Here is a 19,297-nt window from a genome sequence, read left to right on the forward strand (position 1 = left end):
CCTCGAACCCTACGCGGACTTTTGCTCACGGACAAGCAAAACTAGCCCTGCACGCCCGCCAAGTCGGGCGCCCACCGCGCAGAAGCGCGGGCGCTGTGGTTGACTCTGGCCATGTCCCCGCGCCGCCGCATCACCGTCAGCGCGGTCGGCGAGCTGCTGCTCCTGCTGGCCGACGGGGCGCCCCGGACGCGGGCAGACGTGGTCGCCGAGACGGGCCTGCCGCGCGCGGCCGTCTCCGCCCAGCTCGACGTCCTGACCGCCTCCGGCCTGGTCGCCCGGCAGGACGACGCCCCCTCCTCCGGCGGCCGCCCCGCCGCCCGCGTGGCCTTCGACCCCCGCGCGCGCAGCCTCCTCGCCGTCGACCTGGGCGCGGCGCACGCCGTCGTGGCCCTGACCGACCTCGACGGCACGGTCCTCGCCCGCCGCCGCGAGAGCATCGCCATCGCCGACGGCCCTCTCGCCGTCCTCGGCCACGCCCTCGACGTCGCCGCGGCCCTGCTCGGCCGGACTCCGGCTGCCGGCCCGCTCGCGGGAGTCGGCGTCGGCGTCCCCGGCCCGGTCGAGCACGCGACGGGCCGCCCGGTGAAGCCGCCGATCATGCCCGGCTGGGACCGCTTCGACATCCCGGAGTTCGTCGGCCGCCGCCTCCCCGTGCCCGTCCTGGTCGACAACGACGTGAACCTGCTCGCGCTCGGCGAGCACGCCGACCACTACGCCGACGTCGACGACCTCCTCTACGTGAAGGTGTCCACCGGCATCGGAGCCGGGATCGTCAGCGGCGGCGCCCTGCAGCGCGGAGCCCTCGGCGCCGCGGGCGACCTCGGCCACGTGCAGGTCCCCGGCGACCGCGGCGAGGCCGACCTCGAGGCGATCGCGAGCGGCTCGGCCATCGCCCGCCGTCTGACCGAGTCCGGGATCGACGCCGCCAGCACCTCCGACGTCGTCACCCTGCTGACCGGCGGGGACCCCACCACCGTCGAGCTCACGCGCGCCGCGGGCCGCGACATCGGCGAGGTGCTCGCCACCTGCGTGAACCTCCTGAACCCCTCCGTCATCGTCGTCGGCGGCAGCATCGCCCAGGCCAGCCACGAGGTCCTCGCCGGGGTCCGCGAGGTCGTCTACCGCCGCTCCCTCCCCCTGGCGACCCGCGCGCTCGACATCGTGCAGGCCGCGGCCCAGGGCGGAGGCGTCCGCGGTGCCGCCCTGATGGTCCGGCGCCACCTCCTCTCCCCCGCGCACGTCGACGCCTTCCTCGACGCCTGAGCCGCCGTCGCGAGCAGTCCCGCCGCGGCGGGACGCCGCGCGTCGGCGTGCCGATTCGACCGGGCGCCGCAGGGGGCAGAGAATGAATCGGTGCCCGACCTGCAGCTCTCCTTCCCCTGGGAGACGCAGCCCGTCTTCACGGACGCCGAGCCCCCGCACCTCCGGAGGGTCGTCGCCGACTCCTCGGACCGCGTCGCCTGGCTCCGCGCCCGCTCGCGAGGCATCACCGCGACCGACGTCGCCCGCCTCTCCTCCCCCGCTGCGATCGGCAGGGCTGCGCTCGACAAGCTCTACGGCACCGGCTTCGGCGGCAACGCCTTCACCGACCACGGCCGCGCCCGCGAACCCGAGATCGCCGCCTGGGTGCGGAGCGAGCACGCGATCGAGCCCAGCAGCACCCTCTTCCACGCGAGTCAGGAGCGGCGCCACCTCGCCACTCCCGACGGCATCGGCCTCCGCGAGGACGGCCGGCTCGAGCTGTGCGAGATCAAGACCACGACGAAGCCGTGGCGGAGCATTCCGCGCCACTACCTGCGGCAGGTCTTCTGGCAGCAGTACGTCCTCGGCGCGGAGCGCACGCTCGTCGTCTGGGAGCAGCACCGCGACTTCGTGCCCATCGAGGGCGAGCCGAACTCCCGCTGGGTGGACCGCGACGAGGACGAGATCCACATCCTCGTGCGGCTGGCGGGGATGCTGATGGCCGAGCTGCACGAGCGGACCCGCGCCCGGTGACGGTCCTCCTCCTGCACGGCCTGGGCGGCGACCGCTCCCAGCCGCTGGGGCTGCTGCGCTCCGCCCTCCCCGCCGGCAGCGAGGTCATCGCTCCGGACGTCCGCGCCCACGGCGCCTCCGAGCTGCTCGGCGCGCCCGGCGACTTCGCGCTCGAGGCGCTGGCCGACGAGGTGACGGAGGAGGTCGTGCGGGCCGGAGCCGCGCACAAGCCGCTCACGGTGCTCGGCATCTCGATGGGCGCCGCGATCGCCCTGCGCCTCGCCGTCCGACGCGTGCTGCCGATCGACCGCGCCGTCTTCGTGCGTCCCGCCTTCACCGCCGAGCCGCTTCCCGAGAACCTCACCGTGTTCCCCGTCATCGCGCAGCTCCTGCACGACCACGGCGCGAAGCGCGGCGAGAGGATGTTCCGCGCCTCGGGCCTGTTCGCGCGCGCCGCCGAGGTGTCCCCCGCGTCGGCGGAGGCGCTGACACTGCAGTTCCGTTCCCCGCGGGCGGCCGAGCGTGCCGTCCGGCTCGCCCAGATCCCGCGGAACGCCGCCTACCGCGACTCCGCAGAGCTGGGCGAGGTCATCGCGCGCACCCTGGTGATCGCGGCGGAGCGCGACCCCGTGCATCCGGTCGAGGTCGCGGAGGCGTGGGCTAGGGCTCTTCCGGATGCGGACTGCGAGCGGGTGCCGTCGCGGGACGAGGGCTTCGCCGCCCAGCAGGACCGGATCCGCGGGCACGTCCGCGACTGGCTCGCTCGGCGCTGAGGTCCTCGAGCGCGAGCACCAGGCCGACGAACGCGAGCCAGAGCACCGCGATCGCCGTCGCCACGAACTCGAGCGTCCCGCCGAGCCGCAGCCACACGCGCAGCAGCGACAGGATCCCGCCGGTCCCGGCGACGACCGCCACCGAGATCCCGGCGGCGAGCGAGAGGCGCGCGACCGCCGGGCGCCCCCGCACCGTCGCCAGCTGGAGCATCGCGGCGCAGGCGGCGCCGAAGCCGAGCACGGCGGCCGAGGTGTGGATCAGGTCCTGCCACTGGAAGGCCGGCCCGACCGGCAGCGGGCAGCCCGCCGTGCAGGTCACCTGCGAGGCGAGCGCGAAGCAGGCGGCCGCCAGGAGGATCGCCGCGGCCGGGCGGAGGGCGGGCAGCAGGCGGGCGCGCACCGCCCAGGCGCCCGCGGCGATCAGCGCGCCGCCGGCCGCCACGAGCAGCAGCGCGACCTCGAAGGCGCCCGCCGTCGGCAGGTCCGGCGCGCCCATCTCGCTGACGTAGACCCAGCGGCTGGTGCCGATGCTGATCCGCGCGGCCAGGAGGACCACGAGCCCGGCCAGGACCAGGAGGGCACCGCCGACCAGCAGGGAACGTCGGCGTCGCATCCCCTCATCGTGCCAGACCGGGCGCCCGCGACTCCGCGCGCCAATCTTCTCCCGAGGGTGACACCCCCGTAACAGCGCCGACTCATTGCCTCGGTTGACTGGACGCGGCGTCGGATGCGGGATCGGGGGCGACGTCCTCGGCACGCTCCACCCGCACGCCTCAGCGACAGGAAAGGCGACGATGCACACCAGCGCGCTCGGGCACGGCCTCGCGATCGGCGAGATCCCGGAGGAGGTCGTCCTCCCCGACACGATGACGGCGGCGGTGATCGATGCGCCGGGCGACGCCTCCGCCCTGCACCTGGCGACCGTGCCGACCCCCTCCGCCATCAACGCCGAGTTCACCGTGAAGGTGGTCGCGGCCGGCGTGAATCCGCTCGATGCGAAGACGCGCGCGGGCCAGGGGGTCGCCTCGCAGATCGCCTCCTACCCGGCCGTCCTCGGCCACGACTTCTCGGGCGTCGTCGTCTCGAGCCCCTACCCGGCGCATCCGCTGCGGCCGGGCGACGAGGTGTACGGCTTCGTCATGGTGCCGCGCTACTCGGGCTCCTACGCGGAGTACGTCAGCGTGCCGAGCGTCTCGATCGCGCGGAAGCCGTCGACGCTCTCGCACGTGGAGGCGGCCGGCGTCCCGCTCGCGGCGCTCACCGCCTGGGGCATGGTCGTGGAGCTCGCCAAGGCGCACGAGGGTCAGCGGATCCTGATCCACGCCGGCTCGGGCGGAGTCGGCCACTTCGCCGTGCAGTTCGCCGCCTACTTCGGCGCCTCGGTGATCGCGACCGGCTCGACCCGCAACCTGCAGTGGCTGCGCGAGCTCGGCGCCGCGCAGGTGATCGACCACACGGCGGAGCGCTTCGACGAGCTGCTGTCCGGCGTCGACGTGGTCATCGATCTGGTCGGCAACGTCCACGACGACACGGGCTCGCGCTCGCTGAGTGTCCTCCGGCCCGGGGGCCTGATCGTGAACGCGCCCACCGGGAGCTGGCCCGGGTTCTTCGAGGAGGCGGCCGCAGCGGGCGTGCGCGCCTCCACCTACCGCGTCGCACCCGACGGGGCGACCCTCGGCGTGGTCTCGCGCCTGCTCGAGTCGGGCGACGTCCGCGTCTTCATCGACGGCATCTTCCCCCTCGCCCGCGCCTGCGAGGCTCACGAGCAGCTCGAGACGGGCCACACCCGCGGCAAGATCGTCCTCACCGTCTCCGAGGGCTGAGCTCCTCCGCGTCCTCCGCGTCCTCCGCGAGATGCCACTTCAGCACGCTGAGCGCGGCGTGTCGCGTACCGAAGTGGCATCTCGCCGGGAGGGGGTCAGGCGAGCGGGCGCTCGAGGACGAAGTCGTCCTCCCAGCGGGCGCCGACGAGGAAGCGCTTGCGGCCGACGACGGCGAAACCGTGCTTGGCGTAGAAGCGCTGAGCGCGCGCGTTCTCCTCGTTGACGCCGAGCCAGGTGCCGGCGGCTCCGTGCGCACGCGCTTCGTCGAGGGTCGCACCCATCAGCGCGGAGGCCGCTCCGGAGCCGTGCCTGCCGGGGAGGAGGTAGAACTTGCTGAGCTCGACGGTGGGACGCACCCGGATCGCCGCGACGACGTCCGCATCGGCGGGCTCCCCGCGCACGAGCATCGCGTACGCGGTCAGAACCCCGGAGTCGTCGTCGACCAGGAGCGAGCGGAGCGGGTCGACGAGGTGGTCGCGGAAGCGCTCGACCGACAGGACCGTGCGCACGAACTCGGCCTTGGCCTCCTACGTCGTGTGCGGCGGGCAGGCCAGCGGGAAGGTCGCGGCGGCCAGCTCGGCCAGGGCGGCGGCATCGGCGGGAGACGCCCGGCGGACGGTCACGCGAGGCGCGGCGGAGAGAGGCGGATCACCGGACCAGTATGCCGGGACGACGAAGGAGGGGGCCCGCCGAAGCGGACCCCCTCCTCACGTCGGTGCGTGTCGGGCTCAGGCCAGGACGTTGACGTCCAGCGGGATGCCGGGGCCGAAGGTCGTCGAGACGGCGGCCTTCTGGATGTAGCGGCCCTTCGAGGAGGACGGCTTGAGGCGGAGGATCTCGTCGAGCGCGGTCTTGAAGTTCTCCTGGAGCTGCTCCTCGGTGAACGCGGCCTTGCCCACGACGAGGTGCACGTTGGCGTGCTTGTCGACGCGGAACTCGATCTTTCCGCCCTTGATCTCGGTCACGGCCTTCGCCACGTCCGGGGTCACGGTGCCGGTCTTCGGGTTGGGCATGAGGCCGCGGGGGCCGAGCACCTTTCCGAGACGGCCGACCTGGCCCATGAGCTCCGGGGTCGAGACGGCGGAGTCGAACGAGGTGTACCCGCCCGCGACCTTCTCGATGAGCTCGGCGCCGCCGACCTCGTCGGCACCGGCGGCCAGCGCGGCCTCGGCGGCCGGACCGGTCGCGAACACGATGACGCGGGCGGTCTTGCCCGTGCCGTGGGGCAGGATGACCGTGCCGCGGACCATCTGGTCGGCCTTGCGGGGGTCGACACCGAGCTTGAGGGCGACCTCGACGGTGCTGTTGAACTTGGCGGAACCGGTCTCGCGGGCGAGCGCGACGGCCTCGTCGGCCGTGTAGAACTTGCCCTCTTCGAGCTTGGCCGCGGCGGCCCGGTAGGCCTTCGACTTCTGTGCCATGTTGTTTCTCCTTGAAACGAGAATGTGGTTCTAGAGCCTGGCGGGCTCTCCCACGGGGGTGATGGAGTTCTGGTGGTGCCGCGATCGCGGCCGTGAGTGCTGCTCGCGGGAGGCGGAGCGTGCGCGGAGGTTGTCGAGGTGCAGCGCGCGACACCGGTGAGGGGTCGCGGTCGCGTTCTCGAGGCTTCCGCGGCGAGTCCGCGCGGGACTGCCGCCGTCGAGCAGCGCTTCGCGCTACTCGACCGTGATGCCCATCGAGCGGGCGGTGCCGGCGATGATCTTCGCGGCGGCGTCGATGTCGTTGGCGTTCAGGTCGACCTGCTTCGCCTCGGCGATCTCGCGGACCTGCGCCTGCGTGAGCTTCGCGACCTTCACGGTGTGCGGGGTCGAGGAGCCCTTGGCGACGCCGGCGGCCTTCTTGATGAGCTCCGCCGCGGGCGGGGTCTTCAGCACGAAGGTGAACGAGCGGTCCTCGTAGACGGTGATCTCGACGGGGATGACGTTGCCGCGCTGCGACTCGGTCTGCGCGTTGTACGCCTTGCAGAACTCCATGATGTTGACGCCGTGCTGACCGAGCGCCGGACCGATCGGGGGCGCGGGGTTGGCCGCGCCGGCCTTGATCTGGAGCTTGATCAGGCCGGTGACCTTCTTCTTGGGGGCCATTCTGATTCCTTTTCTCAGGGTTCGAGCGGTCGGGGGCTCCCGGCCGCTCTCCCGCGCACCCGACGGTGCCGGATCGCGGTGGAGGAGGGTCGTCCGGCGCGCACAGAGGCGGGCGCCGACACGAAAACCCGTACGAGCTTACACGAGCGGGGCCACCCCCGACAGGGCGCGGGCACCGTCCGCCTGCGGCGCCCTCCGCGGGCAACTGTCCGATCCGCAGGGGTGCGCGCGATCTGCAGGAGTGCGTGCGATCTGCAGGAGCTGGCTGTCCCGTGTGCAGGGGATCTCGACCACGGCTGACCGTTCAGGCGGAGGAAAGCGCTCCCACGCGCGGAACGCCTGCAGATCGCACCGGTCGCGCGGAACGCCTGCAGATCGCACCGGTCGCGCGGAACGCCTGCAGATCGCACCGGTCGCGCGGAACGCCTGCGGATCGCACACGCCACAGGTCGCGCGGGCGACTCCGGGCACGACGCCGCAGACGACGAACGCCCCCTCCGCCGCAGCGGAGAGGGCGTCGACGCGGGTCCGACGGACTAGAGCTTGGTGACCTGGTCGAACGACAGCTCGACCGGGGTCTCGCGCTCGAAGAGCGAGACGAGCACGGTGAGCTTGCCGCTCTCGGGCTTGATCTCGCTGATCGAGCCGGGAAGACCCGCGAACGAGCCCTCCTTGATGGTGATGGTCTCGCCGATCTCGAAGTCGACCTCGGCGGGCAGCACGCGCTGGGCCTGCTTCTGGCCCTTGGCGCCGGCGGTCTTGGAGGGGGCGACGTCCTTGATCTCGACGAGGCTCTTCAGCATCGTGAAGGCCTCCTCGAAGCGCAGCGGGGTCGGGTTGTGGGCGTTGCCCACGAAGCCGGTGACGCCAGGGGTGTGGCGGACGACCGACCACGAGTCCTCGTTGAGGTCCATGCGCACCAGCACGTAGCCGGGGATGCGCACGCGGGTGACCATCTTGCGCTGGCCGTTCTTGATCTCGACCACGTCCTCCATCGGGACCTGGACCTCGAAGATGTAGTCCTCGGCCTCGAGCGAGACCTTGCGGTTCTCGATGTTCGACTTCACGCGCTTCTCGAAGCCGGCGTAGGAGTGGATGACGTACCACTTGCCCGGCTTGCCGCGCAGCTCGGTGCGGAAGGCCTCGTACGGGTCGATGTCGGCGAGGTCCTCTCCGGCGGACTCGGCGTCCTCGGCGGCGACCTCGGCCTCGTCCTCGACGGCCTCGAGGGCCGCTTCGGCCTCCTCGACGGTGTCGATGTGCGCGGCCTCGTCGACCGCGGAGTCGGCCTCGGGGTCGTCGACGGAGCCGATGGCGTCCAGCGCGGCCTCGAGGTCGGAGGCGAGGTCGTCCTCGGACTCGTTCTCGTCGATGATGCTCAGCGCACCCTGCTCGGCGGGCTCGACGGCGTCCTCGGCCTGCGACTGGACGTCGCCCTCCTGCTCCTCCTCGACCTCCGACGACTGCTCGGCAGCCGTCGCCCAGTCGACGTCGTCGCGGTTTCTGTCAGACACTCGTCACAACTCTCTCTCGATCGATCGGTCGCGCCCCTCGGGGCGCGTCCCGCTGTCGCCGGCACCCTCCGCTCGCGCGGCCCGGATGCTCTCGGGTCAGGCGGCGGGTGTGCCGAACACGTAGGTCACGGCCAGGGCGAACACCCAGTCGAGGAAGGACACCAGCGCCATCATGATGACGACGAAGATCAGCACGACCACGACGTAGTTGCCCAGCTCCTTACGGGTGGGCGTCACGACCTTCTTCAGCTCGGCGATGACCTGCCGGATGAAGAGGGCGATGCGCGCGAACGGGTTGCGCCGCGCGGCTCGCTGCTGATTGGCGATCGCGACGACGTCCTCGCTCGGCTCGTCGACTGCTTTCCCGGCCACCTGCACGCACCTTTCCCGCACCGGAACCTCCGGTGTGGCCGACCGCCCGTCATGGGCGGCCCTGGACCGATGACCGCAGCGTCGCGGGGACCGCGTGCGACGGGCATCGATGTGCAGGGCGGACAGGGCTCGAACCTGCAACCTGCGGTTTTGGAGACCGCTGCTCTACCAATTGAGCCACCGCCCTATGGATGCCGTTGCGAGCATCCGAGGAGGAGACCGACCCGCCGCCCCACCGCCGCGACCCTCGCGGGCGCTGTGGATGAGGGCAGAGATCGACTACCTCGGACGAGTGTACGTGGACCCGCAGGGCGTGTCCAGCCGAGCGGCGGGGGGCCTCGGAGCCCCGTGCGCGCGCAGGATACGCTGGCTGTCGTGTCCTCCACCACGCGCATCTCCGCCCGCATCGCCGCCATCGCCGAGTCCGCCACTCTGAAGGTCGACGCCAAGGCGAAGGCCCTCCAGGCCCAGGGCCGACCGGTCGTGTCCTACGCCGCCGGCGAGCCCGACTTCCTCACTCCCGAGCACATCGTCGAGGCCGCCTCGGCCGCCGTGCTCGACCCGAGGAACTACCGCTACACCCCCGCCGCGGGCCTCCCCGACCTCCGCGCGGCCATCGCGGAGAAGACGGCGCGCGACTCCGGATGGGCCGTCGACCCGTCGCAGGTCGTGGTCACCAACGGCGGCAAGCAGGCCGTCTACCAGGCGTTCCAGACCCTTCTGGACGACGGCGACGAGGTGCTGGTGCCGACCCCCTACTGGACCACCTACCCCGAGGCGATCAAGCTGGCCGGCGGCGTGCAGGTGGACGTGTTCGCGGGAGCCGACCAGGGGTACCTGGTCACGGTCGAGCAGCTGGAGGCCGCGCGCACCGAGCGCACGAAGGTGCTCCTGTTCGTCTCCCCCTCCAACCCCACCGGCGCCGTCTACTCGGCCGAGCAGACCCGCGAGATCGGCGAGTGGGCCGAGGAGCACGGCCTCTGGATCATCGCCGACGAGATCTACCAGAACCTCGTCTACTCCACCGGCGACCAGGACGACGCGAGCCCGCTCGAGCGCGCGACCTCCATCGTCGAGGCGGTGCCCGCCCTGCGCGACCGGACGATCCTCGTCAACGGCGTCGCGAAGACCTACGCGATGACCGGCTGGCGCGTGGGATGGATGGTGGGCCCGGCCGACGCGATCAAGGGGGCCTCCAACCTCCAGTCGCACCTCTCGAGCAACGTCTCGAACATCTCGCAGCGCGCCGCGATCGCCGCCCTCACGGGACCGCAGGAGCCGGCCGAGGAGATGCGCCTGGCCTTCGACCGCCGCCGCCGCACCATCGTCGCCGAGCTGAACGCGATCGACGGGATCGAGTGCCCCACCCCGGGCGGCGCGTTCTACGTCTACCCCGACGTGAACGGACTGCTGAACCGCGAGTGGAACGGCGCCACCCCGACGACCTCCCTCGAGCTCGCCGACCTCATCCTCGAGCAGGCCGAGGTCGCCACCGTCCCCGGCGAGGCCTTCGGACCGAGCGGCTACCTCCGCCTCTCCTACGCCCTCGGCGACGACGCGCTCCTCGAGGGCGTGCGCCGCTTGCAGAAGCTCTTCGGCACCGATTAGACCCTCTCCTCCTGCGTCGTCGATCGGCCGCGGTCGGCTCGACGACGCAGGAGCGTCGCAGAGAGCGGGATGCGTACCGCGGACGACGATCCGCTGACACGCGGATCGCCGGTCACCGCTCGCACGGTGATCGCGGGGACTGCCCCCGGCCTGTCCGAAAGATGAAGGGTGCCTGCCATCTCGGGGCGGGCAGGGCAAGAGGGAGGCGGAAATCAGGGATCACTGTCGCCGGAGGGGTGCGACAGGGCACGCTGTGACGATGAGCGAAGACCACGCCGTCCGAGTCCGCGACCTGCGGAAGGACTACGGGGGCGCTCCGGCGGTCGCGGGAGTCTCCTTCGACATCCACCGGGGCGAGACCTTCGCGCTCCTCGGCCCGAACGGCGCCGGCAAGTCGACGACGATCGAGATCCTCGAGGGCTATCGTGACCGCTCCGGCGGCGAGGTCTCGGTCCTCGGGGTCGACCCGCGCCACGGCGACCTGGCGTGGAAGGCGCGACTGGGCATCGTCCTGCAGTCCAGCGGCGAGTCCGGCAACGCGACGGTCCGTGAGCAGATCGCGCACTTCGCCGGCCTCTACCCGCGACCGCGCGACGTCGACGAGACCATCGAGGCCGTCGGACTGACGTCCAAGGCTCGCTCGCGCATCGGCCGCCTCTCGGGAGGCCAGCGCCGACGCGTCGACGTCGCCCTCGGCATCATCGGCCGCCCCGAGCTGGTGTTCCTCGACGAGCCCACCACGGGCTTCGACCCCGAGGCCCGCCACTCCTTCTGGGACCTGATCGCCCTGCTCAAGAGCGAGGGCACGACCATCCTGCTCACCACGCACTACCTCGACGAGGCCGCCCGCCTCGGCGACCGCGCCGCCGTGATCTCCGGTGGGCGGCTCCTGGCCCTCGGCCCGATGAGCGCGATCGGAGGGGACGAGGCGCGCGTCCCCATCGTGCAGTGGCGCGAGGACGGCGTGCTGCACCGGCTGCGCACCACCGAGCCCGCCCGGACCGTCGCCGAGCTCCACTCCCGGATCGGGGAGCCGACGGCCCTCGAGGTCGTCCGCCCCAGCCTCGAGGACATCTACCTCGACCTCATCCGCGAGGACCGCGACGCGGTCGACCTGATCGGAGAGCCCGCGTGACCGCCGCCGCCACCCGCCCCCGCACCCTCTCCACCGGTCCGGGACGCACCGTCCGCCTCGGACTCGCCCGGGCCCGCTACGAGATCCGCTCGTACTTCCGCGCACCGGACCAGGTGTTCTTCACCTTCCTCTTCCCGGTGCTGCTCCTGACGATCTTCTCGGTCGCGTTCGGCGACACCGCCGTGATGCAGGCGAACCCCCAGGACCCGGGCATCCCGATGGCGGAGTACTACGTGCCGGGCCTGGCCGCGGCCGGGATCCTGCTCTCGGGCGTCCAGAACCTGGGCGTCGACATCGCGGTCGAGCGCGGCGACGGCACGCTCAAGCGCCTCGCGGGAGCACCGCTGCCGGTCTTCAGCTACTTCATCGGCAAGTTCGGCCAGGTGCTCGTGACGAGCCTCGCGCAGACGGCCCTGCTGCTCCTCGTCGCGGCGACGGTGTTCTCGGTCGCGCTGCCCACCGACAGCGGGCGCTGGGCGACCTTCGCCTGGGTCTACCTGGCCGGAGTCGCGACGTCGGCCATCCTCGGCATCGCCGTCTCCGCCCTGCCCCGCTCGGGCAAGAGCGCGACCGCGGTGATCGTGCCGCCGCTGCTCGTGCTGCAGTTCATCTCCGGGTCGTACCTGTCGTTCACGACGCTGCCGGACTGGCTGCAGAACACGGCCAGCGTCTTCCCGCTCAAGTGGATCGCGCAGGGCATGCGCGCCGTGTTCCTGCCGAGCGGGTTCGAGGAGGCGGAGGTCAACGGGTCGTGGGACCTCGGCGGCGTCGCGCTGGTGCTCGGGATCTGGCTCGTCGTGGGACTCGTCGCCTGCCGCTTCGGCTTCCGCTGGATCCGCCGCGACAGCTGAGGCGGAGGAGGCCGCGGCCGAGGAGCGCGCGTCCTCAGGAGCACGGGGCCTGCTCTCGCAGATCCCGCGGGCTCAGACCGCGGTGCCGACCACCACGGGCTCGGGGTGCAGCAGCACGCCGAACTCCGCCAGGACGCGCCCCTGGACGTACCGGGCGAGCTCGGCGACCTGCTCGGCCGTCGCTCCTCCGCGATTGGTCAGGGCGAGGGTGTGCTTGCTCGACACGGCGGCCCGCGAGCCGGGCAGGGCAAACCCGCGCGAGACGCCGGCGTGCTCGATCAGCCACGCGGCACTGAGCTTCACCAGACCGTCGGCGCGGGGAGGCACGGGAAGCCCGACGGGCGCTCCGGCCTCGACCGCGGCGAGCGGAGTGATGACGGGCGCCTCCGCCGTCGGCTCGACCGGCCAGCGCGGCGCCTCGGGCGGCAGGGAGTCGGCGAACGCACTCGTGACGAGCGGGTTGGTGAAGAAGGAGCCGGCGCTCGCGGTGTCGGGGTCCTCCGGATCGAGGACCATGCCCTTGCCCGCGCGGAGCGCCAGGACGGTCTCGCGCACCCGCGCGAGCGGCACGCGGTCGCCGAGAGCGACTCCGAGCGCCGACGCCAGCTGGCCGTAGGCGACGGGAGTGCCGTCGCCCTCGGCGCCGACCTCCTCGAGCGCGAATTCGACGGCCAGCACCGCGCCGCGGCGGCCCTGCTTGATCACGGAGGTGCGGTAGGCGAACTGCAGCTCCTCCGCCGTCAGCCGGACGGGCTCGCGGGCGCCCTCGTCGAGGAAGTCCACCGCGACCAGCGTGTCCGAGAGCTCCTGGCCGTAGGCGCCGATGTTCTGCACCGGAGACGCTCCGACGGTGCCGGGGATGCCGCTGAGGGCCTCGAGGCCCGCCCAGCCGCGCTCCACGGTCGTCTCGACGAGGCCGTCCCAGGACTCGCCCGCCTGCACCCGCAGGAGCACGCGCCCCGGCTCGTCGGCGGGGAGCCGCTCGACGCCGGTGGTGCGCACGCGCACGACCGTGCCCTCGACCCCGTCGTCGCCCACGAGGAGGTTGGAGCCGCCGCCGAGCAGCAGCCACGGCTCGTCGTCCGACCACAGGCCGACGAGCGTCTCGACCAGCTCCGCCTCGGTGGCGGGCTCGACGAGGCGCTCGGCGGGTCCGCCGACGCGGAGGGTGGTCAGGGCGGAGAGCCGCGGCGCGGAGGTCACGCGAGTCGGACCCGGGCCTGGGCCTTGCCGAGGACGGACTGGCCCTCGACCGAGACGGCGAGGTCGACACGGACCCAGCCCTCCTCGGCGTTCACGGCGCCGACCTTGGCGACCACGTCGATCGCGGCGCCGTCGCGCGGGTCCACGACGACGGGGCGGGTGAAGCGCACCTGGTAGTCGACCACGCGTCCGGGGTCGCCGACCCAGTCGACGACGACCTGCACCGCCGTGCCCATCGTGAGCATGCCGTGCGCGAGCACGCCGGGCAGGCCCACCTCGGCGGCGACGTCGTCGCGGTAGTGGATGGGGTTGAAGTCGCCCGAGGCGCCCGCGTAGCGCACCAGGGTGCCGCGGTCGATCGGGAAGCTGCTCTCGGCGACGACCTGGCCGACGCACAGCTCGTCGAGGGCGGGCAGTGCAGTGCTCATTCGTCTCCCCTGACCACGAGGGTCGAGATCGCGGTGACGACGTGCTCGCCGCTCGCGTCGACCATGCGGGACTCGGTGGTGACCATCGAGTGGGCGCCGAGCTTCTTGATGGCGGCGACCGAGAGTGTCGCGGTCAGGTCGTCGCCGGCGACGACCGGACGGGACAGCACGAAGCGCTGGTCGCCGTGCACGACGCGGCTGAAGTCGATCCCGCCGTCGGGCTCGGCGAGCAGCTGCTGGAGCGTGAACTCCTGCACGACGACGGCGAAGGTGGGCGGAGCGACGAGGTCGGGGTGCCCGGCGGCGCGGGCGGCTTCGACGTCGTGGTGCAGGGGGGAGGTCGCGGAGACGGCGCGGGCGAACTCGCGCACCTTCTCGCGCCCCACCTGGTAGGGCTCCGTGGGCGCGAAGACGCGCCCGACGAGTTCGGGGTTCACTGGCACCCGGCCATACTAGGCGCTGCCGCCAGAGGGCCCTCGGGGCTCCGGAGGCCCCGCCGGTGGCCACCCGGGTATGACCACCGCGAATTTCCCATCCCTGTATGGCTGACCCGCGGCCGAACTTCTCCGAAGCTGGCGGGCATGTCGACACCCACTCCCGAGCGCGACTGGGCGACCTACGCCCGCGAGCTCGGCACCAACATGCACCGGGCCCGCATCGCCAAGGGCGCCAGCCAGGAGCGGATCGCCCACGCGGCGGGGCTCGCGGGCTACACCTACCAGAAGTTCGAGAAGGGCGAGTCGAAGCCCGGCTCGCCCGCGAACCCCACGCTGCACACCCTCCTCGCGCTCTGCGAGGCGCTCGAGATCGAGCTGACGGACCTCCTCCCGCCCGACCCGCCGCGCACCTCACGAGGCGCCGAGTAGCCGCAGCACCGCGCCGGCCAGCCGCGACCCCGAGCTGAGATCGAGGTCGACCTCGCCGAGCCCGTCGGCCTCCAGGCGGAGCCTGTCCTCCCCCGACTCCCCCGGGCGGCACAGGGAGACGTGCACCGTCGCACCCGCGGCCCCGCTTCCGCCCGCCCAGAGCACCACCGGGAGCGAGCTCGCCGCGGAGCGGTGCAGACGCTCCCCCGCCGCGACCAGCTCGTCGTGCTCGCCCGCGCACCAGCGCGGGCACCCCTCGTCGTTCCTGCCGTCCATCCGCTCCTCCACGTTCCGCACCCCTCGGTCGAGGAGACCAGCCCACCAGGCGGTACCGACACCGAGGGCCCGCCGCGCCCCGATCCCGACCGGGGTGTGGACAGGAGGCGGTCGTCCGCCCGTTGTGGAGGAGCGAGGACCAGAGTCCCATACCCAGATGGTGCCACCAGGGGTCCGGCGCGAAGCACCGGCGCGGTGTCAGCGGTGGACGATCAGCCAGGTCGCGATCGCCGTGGTCGAGCCCGTGTTGACCATGCGGTGCGGCCGCTCGCACGGGAACGTGATGGCGTCGCCCGGCCCCAGGACGACCGTCTCGTCCTCGAACTCCACCGTCAGCTCCCCGAGCGTCACCGTCCCCATCTCGAACCCGTCGTGGCGGAGCAGCTGCCGGTGCGCCGTCGAGGTCGAGCCCGGCGGGTAGGTCGACTCGAAGAAGTCGACGGCGTCCAGCGGACGCGGCGCCAGCCGGCGGAACAGCACTCCGCCCTCGAGCGCCACGGGCGCCGACTCGCGCGCCCGGACGACCGCGGTCTCGACCGGCGCCGACGCGCCCTGGTCGAACACGGCGGACAGCGGGACCCCCAGCGCGTCCACGAGCGCGATCAGCCGGCCGACCGAGGGCTGCATCGCTCCGCGCTCGATCTGCGAGACGGCGCTCACGGAGATGCCGAGCCGTCCGGCGAGAGCCTTCAGCGACAGGCCCGCCGAGAGCCGCAGCTCCCGCAGCCGGGCACCGAGTCCGGCCCCGTCCGCGATCGCGCGGGCGGCCGCCTCGTCGGGCGCGATGTCGTCGGAGGGCATCGCCCGTCCCCTCTCGCGGATCGTCACACAGCCGTAACGGAGCCGAAACGAGCGGCGGCCTCCCGACTCGTAGCGTGGCCCGCGTGAAGTGATCACTTCACTCGGAACGCTCCCCGCGACGCCCCGCCTCCTCGGCCGGTCGCCCCGACCACCCTGACACATCCGCTCCGTGCCGCTCCGCGCACGACCGCCCGAGAGGTGGATCCACCCATGTCCGACCGCGTCACCGCACCCCGAGTCACCGCTCCCCCCGTCGATCCGGATCCCGCCGCCGCGGCGAGCGCCGGCTACGACGACCGCCTCTCCAACGAGGACCTCGCCCCGCTCCGGAAGCAGCGCTGGTCGAGCTACAACATCTTCGCGTTCTGGATGTCGGACGTGCACAGCGTCGGCGGGTACGTGACCGCGGGCTCGCTCTTCGCGCTGGGCCTGGCCGGCTGGCAGGTGCTCGTCGCCCTGGTGGTGGGGATCGTGATCGTGCAGGTCTTCTGCAACCTGGTCGCCAAGCCCAGCCAGGTCACCGGCGTGCCCTACCCCGTCATCAACCGCGCGATCTTCGGCGTCCGCGGCGCGAACATCCCCGCGATCATCCGCGGACTGATCGCGATCGCCTGGTACGGCGTGCAGACCTACCTGGCGGCGCAGTCGCTGAACATCGTCTTCCTCAAGTTCTTCCCGGGCATGGCCGCCCTGAACACGCCCGAGGCGTCGTTCCTCGGACTCTCGGCTCTGGGCTACCTCTCCTACGCGATCCTCTGGGTCGCGCAGGCCGCGCTGTTCTGGCGGGGGATGGAGTCGATCCGCCGCTTCATCGACTGGGCGGGACCGGCGGTCTACGTGGTGATGCTCGTGCTCGCCGTCTACCTGGTGTCGCAGGCGGGCTGGGAGAACATCTCGCTCACCCTCGGCTCCAGCGAGCCGCTCGACCTCGCCGCCGCGGTGCCGGTGATGATCTCGGCCGTCGCCCTGGTCGTCTCCTACTTCTCGGGCCCGATGCTCAACTTCGGCGACTTCTCGCGGTACGCCCGCAGCTACGGCGCCGTGAAGCGCGGCAACCTGCTCGGCCTCCCGATCAACTTCCTCTTCTTCTCCCTCCTCACCGTGATCACCGCGTCGGCGACCGTGCCGGTCTTCGGCGAGCTGATCACCGACCCGATCGAGACCGTCGAGCGGATCGACACCTGGTTCGCCGTGCTCCTCGGCGGGCTCACCTTCGTCATCGCGACGATCGGCATCAACATCGTCGCCAACTTCATCTCCCCCGCGTTCGACTTCTCGAACGTCAACCCGAAGAAGATCAGCTGGCGGATGGGCGGCATGATCGCCGCCGTCGGCTCGGTGCTGCTCACTCCGTGGAACTGGTACTCGAACGACACCGCCATCCACTACACGCTCGGCATCCTCGGCGCGCTGATCGGACCGCTGTTCGGCGTCCTCATCGCGGGCTACTACCTGATCAGCCGCCAGCGCGTCTGGGTCGACGACCTCTACACGATGAGCGAGAAGGGCCGCTACTGGTTCTCGCGCGGCTTCAACCCCAACGCCGTCTGGGCGACCGTGATCGGCGGAATGCCCTCCGTGGCCTCGGTGCTCGTGCCGCGCTGGATCGCGGAGGCGGGAGGCGCGGAGTTCACCTGGCTCGGCGACTACAGCTGGTTCCTCGGCTGCGGGCTCGGGTTCGTCGCGATGGCCGTGCTCGAGCGGCGCGCGCCGCGGATCGGGCGCCTCGACGAGGACCTCGAGAACGTCAGCGACGGCTCGACCGTCTGAACGATCGGAACGGAGGAGGGATCCGCACCGTCCGCTCCGCACCGCGCGGACCGGCGGCCGGGCGGGTCCCTCCCCCCTCCCGGCACCCGAACCGAGGAACCGCCATGCGCATCACCGTCGTCAACCCGAACACCAGCACCGCGATGACCGCGGCGATCGGCCGGGCCGCCCGCTCCGTCGCCTCGCTCGGCACCGAGATCACGGCCGTCACCCCGCCGATGGGTCCGGCGTCGATCGAGAGCCACTACGACGAGGCGCTCGCCGTCCCCGGCGTCCTGCACGAGATCGCCCGGGCGGAGGCGGTCGGCAGCGACGGCGCGGTCATCGCGTGCTTCGGCGACCCGGGCGTCGACGCCGCGCGCGAGATCGCGAGCGGCCCGGTCGTGGGGATCGCCGAGGCGGCCATGCACATGGCCGCGCTCGTCGGCCGGGGCTTCAGCGTCGTCACCACGCTCTCGCGCACCAGCGGCCGCGCCTGGGACATCGCCCGCCGTGCCGGGTTCGGCGACGCCTGCCGTCAGGTGCGCGCCTGCGACATCCCGGTGCTCGAGCTCGACGACCCCCGCTCCGGCGCCCGTCGCGCGATCCTGGCGGAGTGCGCCGAGGCGCTGGCCGTCGACGGATCGGACTCGATCGTGCTGGGCTGTGCCGGGATGGCGGACCTGTGCCGCGACCTCTCGCGGGAGCTGGGAGTGCCCGTGGTGGACGGAGTCGCCTCAGCGGTGCGCCTGGTGGAGGGGCTCGTCGCGATGGGCGTCAGCACCTCGCGGCGCGACGAGTACGCGGCGCCGCGGACGAAGGCGATGGCGGGACTGCTCGCTCCGTTCGAGCGGGTGTGAGGCTCCGCGCCGGTCCGTGCGGTCGGGCGTCCTGCCGGACCACCGCTCCGGGCCCACCTGCGAGGATCAGGGGATGAGCGTCCTCCGCGATCTCGGCCTCGGTGCCCGGCTCTTCCTCCGCGGCTTCCGCACCTGGGTCCGCTCGCCGCGGGCGATGCTCCTCGGCGCGATCCCGCCCCTGATCGTCGGCCTGGTCTTCGTCGGCGTGCTGGTCCTGGTGCTCACGCGGGTGCAGGACGCGGTGACCGCGCTCACCCCGTTCGCCGACGGCTGGGACGAGGGCACGGCCTCCACCGTCCGCCTGGTGCTCTCGATCGCGGTGGTCGGCGCCGTGCTCGCCCTCGGGGTGGTCCTCTTCGCCGCGGTGACCCTGCTCGTCGGCGACCCCTTCTACGAGCGGATCTGGCGGCGGGTCGAGGACGACCTCGGCGGCGTGCCCGACGAGCGCGAGAGCACCTTCTGGCAGGGGGTCGGCCGCGGGCTCCGCGACTCCGCCGTGCTGGTCGCCACCTCCCTCGGGATCGGCGTGGTCCTGGTGCTGCTGGGCCTGGTGCCGCTGGTCGGCTCGATCGTCGGGCTCGTCGCGGGCGCTCTGGTCGGCGGGAGGGCCCTCGCGCTCGAGCTCACCGGGTTCGCGGGCGACGCCCGCGGCCTCTCCCTCCGCGACCGGCGGCGCCTCCTCGGCGAGCACCGCGCGGTCTCCCTCGGCTTCGGCATCGCCGTCTACCTCGCGTTCCTCATCCCCGGGGGCGCCGTCGTCGCCACCCCCGCTGCGACGGCCGGCGCGACCCTCCTGCTCCGGACCCTGCGGGGCGAGCCGACCGAGCGTCCGGCCGCCTGACACCGCTTGGCCGCCGCCCGGCTCTCCCCTAGACTCGCCGCGTGCGCACGTCGATCCGAAGCCCCTGGTGGCCCGCCTCCTAGGCGGACCGACGCGCAGACCCCTCGCACGCGACCGCCTCCTCCGGGCGGTCGTTCTG

22 protein-coding genes and 1 tRNA gene are annotated in these 19,297 nt (G+C 72.6%); 11 read left to right on the forward strand and 12 right to left on the reverse strand.

Features of this window, described 5'->3' with window-relative positions; genetic code table 11:
* Positions 1 to 111 precede the first annotated feature (111 nt).
* From C5C24_RS08675 to C5C24_RS08685, 3 genes are all read left to right on the forward strand, one after another.
* Positions 112 to 1,263, forward strand: a complete 1,152-nt coding sequence (locus C5C24_RS08675) for an ROK family transcriptional regulator (protein ID WP_104223637.1) — start codon at positions 112 to 114, stop codon at positions 1,261 to 1,263.
* A 99-nt stretch (positions 1,264 to 1,362) separates the two neighbouring features.
* Entirely contained in the window at positions 1,363 to 1,995 is a 633-nt protein-coding gene (locus tag C5C24_RS08680) for a YqaJ viral recombinase family protein (protein ID WP_104238303.1), read from the forward strand.
* Positions 1,992 to 2,747, forward strand: a complete 756-nt coding sequence (locus tag C5C24_RS08685) for an alpha/beta fold hydrolase (protein WP_181110033.1) — start codon at positions 1,992 to 1,994, stop codon at positions 2,745 to 2,747. The genes C5C24_RS08680 and C5C24_RS08685 overlap by 4 nt, the downstream gene beginning before the upstream one ends.
* Here the strand turns inward: C5C24_RS08685 and C5C24_RS08690 are convergent.
* Positions 2,635 to 3,360 (reverse strand): DUF998 domain-containing protein, encoded by a 726-nt coding sequence (locus C5C24_RS08690; protein WP_104282046.1) that lies wholly within the window; start codon positions 3,358 to 3,360, stop codon positions 2,635 to 2,637. The genes C5C24_RS08685 and C5C24_RS08690 overlap by 113 nt on opposite strands.
* Before the next feature lie 181 nt (positions 3,361 to 3,541).
* On the opposite strand from C5C24_RS08690, the gene C5C24_RS08695 reads away from it, so the two are divergent.
* Positions 3,542 to 4,570, forward strand: coding sequence for an NADP-dependent oxidoreductase (locus C5C24_RS08695; protein ID WP_374953941.1), 1,029 nt, complete (start codon positions 3,542 to 3,544; stop codon positions 4,568 to 4,570).
* Positions 4,571 to 4,665: 95 nt separating this feature from the next.
* On the opposite strand, the gene C5C24_RS08700 is transcribed toward C5C24_RS08695, so the two are convergent.
* The 6 genes from C5C24_RS08700 to C5C24_RS08725 all read right to left on the reverse strand — a co-directional run bounded on the left by C5C24_RS08700 (position 4,666) and on the right by C5C24_RS08725 (position 8,727).
* Entirely contained in the window at positions 4,666 to 5,079 is a 414-nt protein-coding gene (locus tag C5C24_RS08700; RefSeq protein WP_308470819.1) for a GNAT family N-acetyltransferase, read from the reverse strand.
* A 219-nt stretch (positions 5,080 to 5,298) separates the two neighbouring features.
* Positions 5,299 to 5,991: a 50S ribosomal protein L1 gene (gene rplA / locus C5C24_RS08705; protein WP_104223633.1), complete on the reverse strand. Its 693-nt coding sequence runs from the start codon at positions 5,989 to 5,991 to the stop codon at positions 5,299 to 5,301.
* Between the two features lie 234 nt (positions 5,992 to 6,225).
* On the reverse strand, positions 6,226 to 6,654 hold the full coding sequence (gene rplK / locus C5C24_RS08710; protein ID WP_104223632.1) for a 50S ribosomal protein L11: 429 nt from the start codon (positions 6,652 to 6,654) through the stop codon (positions 6,226 to 6,228).
* A gap of 536 nt (positions 6,655 to 7,190) precedes the next feature.
* Entirely contained in the window at positions 7,191 to 8,168 is a 978-nt protein-coding gene (gene nusG / locus C5C24_RS08715) for a transcription termination/antitermination protein NusG (protein ID WP_104277368.1), read from the reverse strand.
* A 96-nt stretch (positions 8,169 to 8,264) separates the two neighbouring features.
* Positions 8,265 to 8,540: a preprotein translocase subunit SecE gene (gene secE / locus C5C24_RS08720; protein ID WP_068208793.1), complete on the reverse strand. Its 276-nt coding sequence runs from the start codon at positions 8,538 to 8,540 to the stop codon at positions 8,265 to 8,267.
* Between the two features lie 114 nt (positions 8,541 to 8,654).
* Positions 8,655 to 8,727: transfer RNA gene (locus C5C24_RS08725), tRNA-Trp, on the reverse strand.
* A gap of 179 nt (positions 8,728 to 8,906) precedes the next feature.
* Here C5C24_RS08725 and C5C24_RS08730 point away from each other — a divergent pair.
* From C5C24_RS08730 to C5C24_RS08740, 3 genes are all read left to right on the forward strand, one after another.
* Entirely contained in the window at positions 8,907 to 10,148 is a 1,242-nt protein-coding gene (locus C5C24_RS08730) for a pyridoxal phosphate-dependent aminotransferase (protein ID WP_374955328.1), read from the forward strand.
* Between the two features lie 259 nt (positions 10,149 to 10,407).
* On the forward strand, positions 10,408 to 11,283 hold the full coding sequence (locus C5C24_RS08735) for an ABC transporter ATP-binding protein (RefSeq protein WP_104277386.1): 876 nt from the start codon (positions 10,408 to 10,410) through the stop codon (positions 11,281 to 11,283).
* Entirely contained in the window at positions 11,280 to 12,134 is an 855-nt protein-coding gene (locus C5C24_RS08740) for an ABC transporter permease (protein WP_104277367.1), read from the forward strand. Before C5C24_RS08735 ends, C5C24_RS08740 begins: the two co-directional genes overlap by 4 nt.
* Positions 12,135 to 12,206: 72 nt before the next feature.
* Here the strand turns inward: C5C24_RS08740 and C5C24_RS08745 are convergent, their stop codons facing one another.
* The 3 genes from C5C24_RS08745 to C5C24_RS08755 are packed head-to-tail and all read right to left on the reverse strand — an operon-like array spanning position 12,207 to position 14,208.
* Complete coding sequence (locus tag C5C24_RS08745; protein ID WP_104304778.1) at positions 12,207 to 13,337, reverse strand: UDP-N-acetylmuramate dehydrogenase; 1,131 nt, start codon at positions 13,335 to 13,337, stop codon at positions 12,207 to 12,209.
* Positions 13,334 to 13,765, reverse strand: a complete 432-nt coding sequence (locus C5C24_RS08750; RefSeq protein WP_104304779.1) for a MaoC/PaaZ C-terminal domain-containing protein — start codon at positions 13,763 to 13,765, stop codon at positions 13,334 to 13,336. The genes C5C24_RS08745 and C5C24_RS08750 overlap by 4 nt, the downstream gene beginning before the upstream one ends.
* Positions 13,762 to 14,208 carry a MaoC family dehydratase N-terminal domain-containing protein gene (locus tag C5C24_RS08755; RefSeq protein ID WP_104304780.1) on the reverse strand — a complete coding sequence of 149 codons (447 nt, stop codon included), beginning with the start codon at positions 14,206 to 14,208 and terminating at the stop codon, positions 13,762 to 13,764. The genes C5C24_RS08750 and C5C24_RS08755 overlap by 4 nt, the downstream gene beginning before the upstream one ends.
* Positions 14,209 to 14,346: 138 nt before the next feature.
* Between C5C24_RS08755 and C5C24_RS08760 the strand changes: the two genes are divergently transcribed.
* Positions 14,347 to 14,631 carry a helix-turn-helix domain-containing protein gene (locus C5C24_RS08760; protein ID WP_104223625.1) on the forward strand — a complete coding sequence of 95 codons (285 nt, stop codon included), beginning with the start codon at positions 14,347 to 14,349 and terminating at the stop codon, positions 14,629 to 14,631.
* Here the strand turns inward: C5C24_RS08760 and C5C24_RS08765 are convergent.
* Positions 14,614 to 14,907 (reverse strand): DUF6907 domain-containing protein, encoded by a 294-nt coding sequence (locus C5C24_RS08765; RefSeq protein WP_104304781.1) that lies wholly within the window; start codon positions 14,905 to 14,907, stop codon positions 14,614 to 14,616. The genes C5C24_RS08760 and C5C24_RS08765 overlap by 18 nt on opposite strands.
* A 198-nt stretch (positions 14,908 to 15,105) precedes the next feature.
* On the reverse strand, positions 15,106 to 15,708 hold the full coding sequence (locus tag C5C24_RS08770; protein ID WP_104277362.1) for a helix-turn-helix domain-containing protein: 603 nt from the start codon (positions 15,706 to 15,708) through the stop codon (positions 15,106 to 15,108).
* A gap of 210 nt (positions 15,709 to 15,918) precedes the next feature.
* Between C5C24_RS08770 and C5C24_RS08775 the strand changes: the two genes are divergently transcribed.
* The 3 genes from C5C24_RS08775 (at position 15,919) to C5C24_RS08785 (ending at position 19,158) form a co-directional block, all read left to right on the forward strand.
* Positions 15,919 to 17,478 carry an NCS1 family nucleobase:cation symporter-1 gene (locus C5C24_RS08775; RefSeq protein ID WP_104304782.1) on the forward strand — a complete coding sequence of 520 codons (1,560 nt, stop codon included), beginning with the start codon at positions 15,919 to 15,921 and terminating at the stop codon, positions 17,476 to 17,478.
* Positions 17,479 to 17,582: 104 nt separating this feature from the next.
* Complete coding sequence (locus C5C24_RS08780) at positions 17,583 to 18,317, forward strand: aspartate/glutamate racemase family protein (RefSeq protein ID WP_104304783.1); 735 nt, start codon at positions 17,583 to 17,585, stop codon at positions 18,315 to 18,317.
* 73 nt (positions 18,318 to 18,390) lie between these two features.
* On the forward strand, positions 18,391 to 19,158 hold the full coding sequence (locus C5C24_RS08785; RefSeq protein ID WP_104277359.1) for an EI24 domain-containing protein: 768 nt from the start codon (positions 18,391 to 18,393) through the stop codon (positions 19,156 to 19,158).
* Positions 19,159 to 19,297: the final 139 nt, after the last annotated feature.

The sequence above is a fragment of the Rathayibacter sp. AY2B3 genome, from assembly GCF_002931755.1.
Classification (GTDB): Bacteria; Actinomycetota; Actinomycetes; order Actinomycetales; family Microbacteriaceae; genus Rathayibacter.

Excerpts from the sequence above, each read along its gene's own strand:
- C5C24_RS08695 (WP_374953941.1), top strand. The coding sequence starts at position 3,542 with ATGCACACCAGCGCGCTCGGGCACGGCCTCGCGATCGGCGAGATCCCG.
- C5C24_RS08690 (WP_104282046.1), bottom strand. The coding sequence starts at position 3,360 with ATGCGACGCCGACGTTCCCTGCTGGTCGGCGGTGCCCTCCTGGTCCTG.
- C5C24_RS08675 (WP_104223637.1), top strand. The coding sequence starts at position 112 with ATGTCCCCGCGCCGCCGCATCACCGTCAGCGCGGTCGGCGAGCTGCTG.
- C5C24_RS08770 (WP_104277362.1), bottom strand. The coding sequence starts at position 15,708 with ATGCCCTCCGACGACATCGCGCCCGACGAGGCGGCCGCCCGCGCGATC.
- C5C24_RS08775 (WP_104304782.1), top strand. The coding sequence starts at position 15,919 with ATGTCCGACCGCGTCACCGCACCCCGAGTCACCGCTCCCCCCGTCGAT.
- C5C24_RS08780 (WP_104304783.1), top strand. The coding sequence starts at position 17,583 with ATGCGCATCACCGTCGTCAACCCGAACACCAGCACCGCGATGACCGCG.
- C5C24_RS08735 (WP_104277386.1), top strand. The coding sequence starts at position 10,408 with ATGAGCGAAGACCACGCCGTCCGAGTCCGCGACCTGCGGAAGGACTAC.
- C5C24_RS08785 (WP_104277359.1), top strand. The coding sequence starts at position 18,391 with ATGAGCGTCCTCCGCGATCTCGGCCTCGGTGCCCGGCTCTTCCTCCGC.
- rplA (WP_104223633.1), bottom strand. The coding sequence starts at position 5,991 with ATGGCACAGAAGTCGAAGGCCTACCGGGCCGCCGCGGCCAAGCTCGAA.
- rplK (WP_104223632.1), bottom strand. The coding sequence starts at position 6,654 with ATGGCCCCCAAGAAGAAGGTCACCGGCCTGATCAAGCTCCAGATCAAG.
- C5C24_RS08760 (WP_104223625.1), top strand. The coding sequence starts at position 14,347 with ATGTCGACACCCACTCCCGAGCGCGACTGGGCGACCTACGCCCGCGAG.
- C5C24_RS08750 (WP_104304779.1), bottom strand. The coding sequence starts at position 13,765 with ATGAGCACTGCACTGCCCGCCCTCGACGAGCTGTGCGTCGGCCAGGTC.
- C5C24_RS08765 (WP_104304781.1), bottom strand. The coding sequence starts at position 14,907 with ATGGACGGCAGGAACGACGAGGGGTGCCCGCGCTGGTGCGCGGGCGAG.